This window comes from Marinobacter sp. VGCF2001, assembly GCF_049943275.1.
Classification (GTDB): domain Bacteria; phylum Pseudomonadota; class Gammaproteobacteria; order Pseudomonadales; family Oleiphilaceae; genus Marinobacter.
Window position 1 is genome coordinate 1 of the sequence record NZ_JBNFVX010000035.1, and the last position, 3,862, is coordinate 3,862.

Sequence of the window (3,862 nt, forward strand, 5' to 3'; positions counted from 1 at the left end):
GCCATCATCAACACAAGCGGCTTTGCTGCCATACCCGATGCCAAGGCCTTTGCACGGAGCCCGCCAAAAATGGCGACGGCCTGGGCCAATAACGCCGGCCATAAACGGCGCCCTGACAAGGGCGTCCGGCGACCGTAGGGAGCGAATTTGATGGCTTTGTTAGCTGCGAACAACCGAACCGGAATGAAACCCGATCTTTGGCAACCAGCATGACAGCCTGCTCCGTTTCTTTGGGGCACAAGCTCTGGCCAATGCACCTTGATTAAAACCACCGCCGATGATGCGGCGAATGAACCTGAACTTCAGAGTAGCAGGTAAGCAAGGAACCAGGTTTCGCCGGACAGCCCCGCAAGGTAAACACCCAAGCTTTTACCATCACCGCTGACCGACTGAGCTGCCAATCTGACGACGGATTTCGACGGCCTTGGCGAGCCACCAACATTGCCGGTTTTGCTGCCCGCATACGGCCAAGGCCACTGGCACCGAACAACCCAAAAGGAACAGCGCACTACACAGCTAACGCCTGCAGCATGCGCGCCCATGGAATGGAGCCGAAGGCGCAATGTAATGGGCGTCGCCATGCCTGCACTGGTTATGTTCTTCTTCGTGTTAGCAGCGCCTACCCAGCCACCCCGAAGAATCAATGTGGATAAAATAACCGAAGTCCTCGGAGGACATGACGGATCGCGCATCAGTCAGCCCGACACCACAATACGGACAACACTTAATTTCGACTGCTGTAGTCCAGATCGTATCACCCACTTCCTCAAGATATTGATTTTCCTGTAAGTCATCCTCTGTTGCTACCCGCTCAATAACCAAACACCAGCCAAGGTCTTCAGAGCCAAAACGGGCTGGCCCCCAACAGATTGAAACGCCATCACTCGGCATCTCCTCACAACGGTGTATGAGATTTGACAGGCTATCCATTTATTTCATCCACAAATATCTGGCCCTCTACGGCATCTGCAATGGCGCGATCCAATCGTGCAAGCAAATCTTCGAATGGCTCTTCAGGCCGGCGGACTAACATTGCAAGGCATTGCTCTTCATCAGATGCAGTCGCCGCACAGCTAACCGGGCCAACCCTACCAATAGTGATTTCGCCTAAGCCATCAATCAGCAGTTCAATATTCTCGAGTTTCATATGACGAAACCTGACTCTTTGTGAACATAACGCCTGCAGCATGCGCGCCCATGAAATGGAGCCGAAGGCGCAATGTAATGGGCGTCGCCGTGCCTGCATTGGTTAGGCCATTTAGCAGCAACCCGATTCATCGCCTTGGATCTCCGGTTCGTGATACAAATCCCACCACACCTCTACACCCGCCTCGGCCAATCCGCGCATCTGATCTGGCGAGATAGTAGGACCACCTTGAGTGTAACCATACATAACAGCTACTGACATCTCACAACCACGATCTCGAAGACCCTTCAAAGTCCCAGCGTCCTTGAGCGGCCCCGCAAGCAGAATTTCAAGGTGACGTCGGCAATCCCTGGATTCGCTGAGTTCTTTGGTCGAATAAAACCACCCGTGCCACGGATAGTATCTATTGTTCACATCGCTGCGTTTCGTTCTCTGCTTACCTTTTTCGAAACTACGAGTTGGCTCACAACCTATTAGAGCGGAGATAGCATCAGGGCCCACGCTTTCGGACGTGATCCGGAGAGTGGCGTAGGTGCCCGTGCAAGTCGCATAATGATCGTCAATTTCGTGCGATTGCATGGAATCTCCCGTAGGGCCTAACGCCAATATTAAGCGGCGCCCGACTAGGGCGTCCGGTGGACGGCCGCCAGGCCGGGAACGAACTTGAATGACTGGTTAGTTGCTGATGACGATTGAAGCAGCTCGAACCAGTTGCACCAAGCCGTATACAAACGTTGCGAACCCACCGATACCCCAAAGCCAACCGAGCCCATTGAGTAGTGGGTTGTTCTTGTCAGCTACTTCAGTTTTCACATGAAGCAGAAAAGCCTGACCAATCATATGGATCTTCAGCGTCAGGAACAGAATGATTGCAGCCAGCAGGCAATACCAACCAGTCGTAGCGATGCTGGAGGCAATTTCCGGCACTACGCCAGATTTCTTAGCGGAAACCATGACACTGATTGAAACCGACAAGGCACCACCGGCTATCAAAAACACTGCGTTCGCGAGGGAGTCAGCCCTGGCGCGAATTCGCTCCCATTCTTCGTGATTCTGCTCCAATGAATCCATTAACTCTCCAAACAACTAACGCTGAAGCACAGCGGCGACCTTGGAGTGGCGACGAAGGAGCCACGTAAAGGGCGTCCGGCGGCTGTAGGCCGCGAACTGCTGCGCCTTGTTAAAGTTCATGGCTGATACCCAACCTCTGGCCAAAGCTCATTGATTTCCATAGCTTGATGACTTGCACTGAATCGCTCCCAAACTATACCGTTCACATCAACATCTTGAGTGAAATCAGCAGCTTCTGCATCTTCCCACCCGAGGTGTCTCAGTAATCCGGAATTGGATGAAGAGTCTTGCCGAATAGAAACGTTCAGGCTGTCAGTTCGCCAGAGAGCATACTCACCTGGAATGATTAAACACGGATCTGCGCCTAAGCGATTACTGTAATCAGCAACGGTTTGATCGATTTTATCGGTGGAAATTGCAATATGAAGTTTCTTCACGATGTCCTCTATGAACTTTAACGCCGAAGCACAGCGGCGCCCTTGGAGTGGCGACGAAGGAGCCACGGAAAGGGCGTCCGGCGGCCATCGGCCGCGTACTGCTGCGACTTGTTATGTGTTTTAACATATCTAATCAAAAACATGGCTGATTATTGTTTCGCTATTTTTTCTCAGTGGGTAGTAGGCTTGGAGCCCAGCGTCTTTGGCCGCATCAACTTCATATCCAACATATGATTCCGGGTCCAGCTCAATATCTGAATCCGTGCTCTGAAGGCAGTGAAATACGAAAGTGAGGTATGAGCTCAAGCTCCCAGCAACCAGAAACGCTTTTCCCATAGAGAGATTGACGGAGTAGATACAACCATTTGACTCTTTTACGGACACTAAGAATTGATTCGGTGCAGAGAAAACCGGTGTTAAGTCTGAAAGCCATTTTACCGGGGCATTTTGATACAGGCCTTGATACTCGTGCTCAGATTCTTGCTGAGATAAAAACTTGTATCCTGGTTTCAGCAGGCCGATGCCATTCTCTCCATTTGCCCACGACCATAGCTCAACCAAATCCCCGTTCTCAGACCGTACGTTACTGGCAGGCTCATTAAGTCCCGGTGGAAATCTTCTATAGATTGTCCGTGCCCAAATATATTCGCCCTTGCTGGAAAAATCTTCCGGCCTCGGCGGTTCTGATTTACCAACCACTAGTGACTGTATTCTTGAAAGTAAGTCTTTCACACACCCATCCTTGAGGTTCAGGCTACACATAACGCTTAGCGCACCGGTGACTTTGACGTAGCGAAGCGGAGACAAAGGCATCCGAGTGCCGCGCCTGGTTATGTTTGATATTCGATTTCTACGGCCGACTCGTCTCCACAATGAATGAAGAGTTCCCCTTTCGCTGAATTTGAAGATGAAAACTGAAACCAACCACGGCCAGACTTTTCACGACCATCATCATTTCCAGACCAAGAAAACTCGACTCGCCCTCCATCATCTGGAATGCGGTAGTCGATTTGGCCCTCAACTGCTCCGAATACAAAAAAGCCGAGGCCATCTTCATCGAACTGGAAGTATCCGGGCTCGATAAGATCAACAAAGTCTTGATCCCACATTTCCATCCACTTAATTCGCCAGCGTCCAACGACTTTACTCAAACTACCTCCTTAAAACATAACGCTTGCAGCATGCGCACCCTTGGAGTGGAGCCGAA

Annotated in this window: 6 protein-coding genes; all 6 read right to left on the minus strand. The window is 51.1% G+C overall.

The window, feature by feature from the left end; genetic code table 11:
- Positions 1 to 922: 922 nt before the first annotated feature.
- Entirely contained in the window at positions 923 to 1,147 is a 225-nt protein-coding gene (locus tag ACP2AU_RS16665) for a hypothetical protein (protein ID WP_426377336.1), read from the minus strand.
- Positions 1,148 to 1,258: 111 nt separating this feature from the next.
- Positions 1,259 to 1,726 (minus strand): DUF4279 domain-containing protein, encoded by a 468-nt coding sequence (locus tag ACP2AU_RS16670; RefSeq protein ID WP_426377337.1) that lies wholly within the window; start codon positions 1,724 to 1,726, stop codon positions 1,259 to 1,261.
- 96 nt (positions 1,727 to 1,822) lie between these two features.
- Positions 1,823 to 2,218, minus strand: a complete 396-nt coding sequence (locus tag ACP2AU_RS16675) for a hypothetical protein (RefSeq protein ID WP_426377338.1) — start codon at positions 2,216 to 2,218, stop codon at positions 1,823 to 1,825.
- Positions 2,219 to 2,334: 116 nt separating this feature from the next.
- Positions 2,335 to 2,655, minus strand: a complete 321-nt coding sequence (locus tag ACP2AU_RS16680; RefSeq protein ID WP_426377339.1) for a hypothetical protein — start codon at positions 2,653 to 2,655, stop codon at positions 2,335 to 2,337.
- A 129-nt stretch (positions 2,656 to 2,784) separates the two neighbouring features.
- Entirely contained in the window at positions 2,785 to 3,387 is a 603-nt protein-coding gene (locus ACP2AU_RS16685; RefSeq protein ID WP_426377340.1) for a hypothetical protein, read from the minus strand.
- 98 nt (positions 3,388 to 3,485) lie between these two features.
- Positions 3,486 to 3,806 carry a hypothetical protein gene (locus tag ACP2AU_RS16690; RefSeq protein ID WP_164834383.1) on the minus strand — a complete coding sequence of 107 codons (321 nt, stop codon included), beginning with the start codon at positions 3,804 to 3,806 and terminating at the stop codon, positions 3,486 to 3,488.
- Positions 3,807 to 3,862 lie beyond the last annotated feature (56 nt).